Origin of the sequence: Alitiscatomonas sp. (assembly GCF_037242085.1) — a bacterium.
GTDB classification, from domain to species: Bacteria; Bacillota; Clostridia; order Lachnospirales; family Lachnospiraceae; genus Alitiscatomonas; species Alitiscatomonas aceti.
Map to the genome: position 1 here is coordinate 1 of NZ_JAXXBR010000073.1, position 3452 is coordinate 3452.

Here is a 3452-nt window from a genome sequence, read left to right on the forward strand (position 1 = left end):
GTCGGAGGTACTCACAGGAGCGCTGAAGGACAACGGCTGGGCCACTGTGGTGGGCACAAAGACCTTCGGAAAGGGCATTGCCCAGGGAATTTTTGACCTGCCCGACGGCAGCGCCTTAAAGCTCACAACGGCGTATTATTACGTTCCCTCCGGCGAATGCATCCATGAGGTGGGCATTGAGCCGGATCTTCTGGTGGAGCTGGACGAGGGCCTGGAGAGCATGATCGAGATCCCCAGGGACCAGGATAACCAGTTAAAGGCAGCCATGGACGTGGCTGTCAACGGGCTGGAGGAAGCGGAAAAGCGCGTGGAGGAATCCGCAGCGGCGCTGGAGGCTGAGGACAGCGCAGAGGAAGGAGCTGCCGGAGAGGGGCAGTAGGGAAAACAGGCAGGTATACTGCCGATGGAAACGGAGTATCCGGGCAGATAAAGAGAGTGCGGAGATCGCTGCAAAAGGAGGGTTTATCCCCTCTTCCAGCAGCGGTCTCCGCTTTTTTATGTGGATTTCTTCCTATTATATAGGCGCAGAAAAACAGGATATGCACAGATTGTAAAAATTGCGGAAAAGTGCTTGCATTTTAAAAGATTTTATGTTATGCTGTCAGAGCTGTGGCATGATAGCTAAGAAGCGTGAGGTTGCTGCCTGTAAATGGCAGGTTTTCCGTGGAGCGAATGTCAAGTTAGGAAACTGGCGACAAGTCACTGTACCAAATTAACAGCTGCTCTTGGTAAGGGGCAGTAACAACGTGTGGATCGGATGATACACACGAGACCGTGTACAGTCACCGCTTGTCGTACTTCGTTAAAAGTGCGAAAAGGAGGCGACTTTTTTTATGGCAAGTCAGGTTATGAGAATCACATTAAAGGCGTACGACCATCAGCTGGTTGATCAGTCCGCTGGAAAAATCATCGAGACAGTAAAAAAGACAGGATCTAAGGTGAGTGGACCGGTTCCGCTGCCGACCAAGAAAGAGGTTGTAACGATCTTAAGAGCTGTTCACAAGTACAAAGATTCCAGAGAGCAGTTCGAGCAGAGAACTCATAAGAGACTCATCGATATCACAAGCCCGAGCCAGAAGACCGTGGACGCTCTGTCCAGACTGGAAATGCCGGCAGGCGTGTTTATCGACATCAAGATGAAAAACAAATAAGATTTGTTTTTCCTGGAGCCTGAGAAGCAAAGAGCTTGAGCGGGCGGTCCCTGGGGAACGGCATGGAAAAAGCTGTCCGGGGAATGAACATGTTAATCCAGAATGGTTCTGATATAAAAGCAACACTTTCCTGAAAGGGAATCAACATCACCGAAAAAGCGGTGTCATAGTGTTCCACCTATGTTGGGCTGCTCTAGGATGAACGCGGGGCAAAGGCCCTGTGTTCCGCTGTAGATTAGTAACAGGAGGTAAAGAAATGAAGAAAGCGATTTTAGCTACAAAAGTCGGAATGACACAGATCTTCAATAACGAAGGCGTTCTTGTTCCGGTAACTGTTCTTCAGGCTGGACCGTGTGTAGTAACACAGGTTAAGACAGAAGAAAACGACGGCTACAAAGCTGTACAGGTTGGTTTTGTTGACAAGAGAGAGAAGCTTGTGAACAAGCCGGTAAAAGGCCATTTTGACAAGGCTGGCGTATCTTACAAGAGATATGTGAGAGAGTTCCGCTTTGAGAATGCAGAAGAGTACAATGTAAAGGACGAAATCAAAGCCGATATCTTCGCAGAGGGCGACAAGGTTGACGCAACAGCGATCTCCAAAGGTAAAGGTTTCCAGGGTGCTATTAAGAGATTAGGACAGCACAGAGGACCCATGGCTCACGGTTCCAAGTTCCACCGTCATCAGGGTTCCAATGGTTCCGCAACAACTCCGGGCCGCGTATTCAAGGGCAAAGGCATGCCGGGTCACATGGGTCATAAGAGAATCACAACCCAGAACCTGGAAGTTGTAAGAGTTGATGCAGAGCAGAATCTGATTCTTGTTAAGGGTGCAGTACCGGGCCCGAAGAAATCCTTAGTAACACTGAAGGAAACAGTAAAAGTTTCTAGGTAAGCTTTTACAGGAAAGGAGGAAACATAGAAATGGCAAACGTATCCGTATACAATATGGAAGGCAAAGAAGTTGGCACAATGGAATTAAACGATGCCGTATTCGGCGTTGAAGTGAACGAGCATCTCGTACACCTTGCCGTTGTAGCACAGCTTGCAAATAAACGTCAGGGAACACAGAAGGCTAAAACACGTTCCGAAGTTTCCGGCGGCGGAAGAAAACCGTGGAGACAGAAAGGAACCGGCCATGCAAGACAGGGTTCCACAAGAGCACCGCAGTGGACAGGCGGCGGCGTAGTATTCGCACCGACACCGAGAGACTACTCCATCCGTCTCAACAAGAAGGAGAAGAGAGCTGCTCTTAAGTCTGCTTTAACAAGCAGAGTAAACGACAACAAGTTCGTTGTAGTTGACGAGTTAAAGTTCGAGGAGATCAAGACAAAGAACTTCAAGAACGTAATGAACAACTTAAACGTATCCAAGGCACTGGTTGTACTTGCAGAGAACGATCAGAACGTAGTTCTTTCCGCAAGAAACATCCCGGAAGTAAGAACTTCCCTTGTTAATACACTGAGTGTGTATGACATTCTGAAATACAACACAGTAGTAGCCACCAAGGCTGCAGTAGCTTCTATCGAGGAGGTGTACGCATAATGGCAAATGTACAGTATTACGACGTAATCCTCAAACCGGTTGTAACTGAGAAGAGCATGAATGCTATGAGCGAGAAGAAATATACGTTCCTGGTTCATCCGGAAGCAAATAAGACCATGATCAAAGAGGCTGTTGAGAAGATGTTCCCGGGCACAAAGGTTGCTTCCGTAAACACCCAGAACCTCGACGGCAAGAATAAGAGACGCGGCATGATCGTTGGCAAGACTGCAAAGACAAAGAAAGCCATCGTAAAGCTGACCGCTGACAGCAAGGAGATCGAGATCTTCCAGGGATTATAAGCTGAAAGCGGCTTAGTGAATGCCCGCACCCTATGCGACAGAAAAGTCGCGACATGAAAAACAAGAAACGCCAGAGGGCGTTGAAAGGAGCAAATAATGGGAATCAAAACCTATAACCCATATACACCTTCCAGAAGAAACATGACTGGTTCCGATTTCTCTGAGATCACTAAAAAGTCTCCGGAGAAGGCACTTCTTGTTTCCTTAAAGAAGAACGCAGGCCGTAACAACCAGGGTAAGATCACTGTTAGACACCACGGCGGCGGAAGCAGAAGAAAATACAGAATCGTTGACTTCAAGAGAAATTCCAAAGATGGAATTCCGGCAACTGTAATCGGAATCGAGTACGATCCCAACAGAAGCGCAAACATCGCTCTGATCTGCTATGCAGACGGCGAGAAAGCATATATCCTTGCACCCCAGGACTTAACCGACGGAATGAAGGTTATGAGCGGCGAGA

At 48.0% G+C, this 3452-nt stretch carries 5 protein-coding genes and 1 pseudogene; all 6 read left to right on the plus strand.

The genetic code is table 11. The features are described from left to right. A partial coding sequence (locus tag WIH05_RS06800) for a S41 family peptidase (protein ID WP_337425161.1) occupies positions 1–379 on the plus strand: 379 nt, incomplete at its 5' end. 454 nt (positions 380–833) lie between these two features. After that, on the plus strand, positions 834–1151 hold the full coding sequence (rpsJ, locus tag WIH05_RS06805) for a 30S ribosomal protein S10 (protein WP_022272686.1): 318 nt from the start codon (positions 834–836) through the stop codon (positions 1149–1151). A 256-nt stretch (positions 1152–1407) separates the two neighbouring features. Continuing rightward, on the plus strand, positions 1408–2043 hold the full coding sequence (gene rplC / locus WIH05_RS06810) for a 50S ribosomal protein L3 (RefSeq protein ID WP_022272685.1): 636 nt from the start codon (positions 1408–1410) through the stop codon (positions 2041–2043). 29 nt (positions 2044–2072) lie between these two features. Continuing rightward, positions 2073–2693: a 50S ribosomal protein L4 gene (gene rplD / locus WIH05_RS06815; RefSeq protein ID WP_022272684.1), complete on the plus strand. Its 621-nt coding sequence runs from the start codon at positions 2073–2075 to the stop codon at positions 2691–2693. After that, complete coding sequence (rplW, locus tag WIH05_RS06820) at positions 2693–2992, plus strand: 50S ribosomal protein L23 (protein ID WP_022272683.1); 300 nt, start codon at positions 2693–2695, stop codon at positions 2990–2992. The genes rplD and rplW overlap by 1 nt, the downstream gene beginning before the upstream one ends. A 96-nt stretch (positions 2993–3088) precedes the next feature. After that, positions 3089–3452: pseudogene (rplB, locus tag WIH05_RS06825) on the plus strand (50S ribosomal protein L2); the annotation flags it as partial.

Bases quoted from the DNA above. Each gene is read 5' to 3' on its own strand.
- rplD (WP_022272684.1), top strand. From the start codon at position 2,073: ATGGCAAACGTATCCGTATACAATATGGAAGGCAAAGAAGTTGGCACA.
- rplC (WP_022272685.1), top strand. From the start codon at position 1,408: ATGAAGAAAGCGATTTTAGCTACAAAAGTCGGAATGACACAGATCTTC.
- rplW (WP_022272683.1), top strand. From the start codon at position 2,693: ATGGCAAATGTACAGTATTACGACGTAATCCTCAAACCGGTTGTAACT.
- rpsJ (WP_022272686.1), top strand. From the start codon at position 834: ATGGCAAGTCAGGTTATGAGAATCACATTAAAGGCGTACGACCATCAG.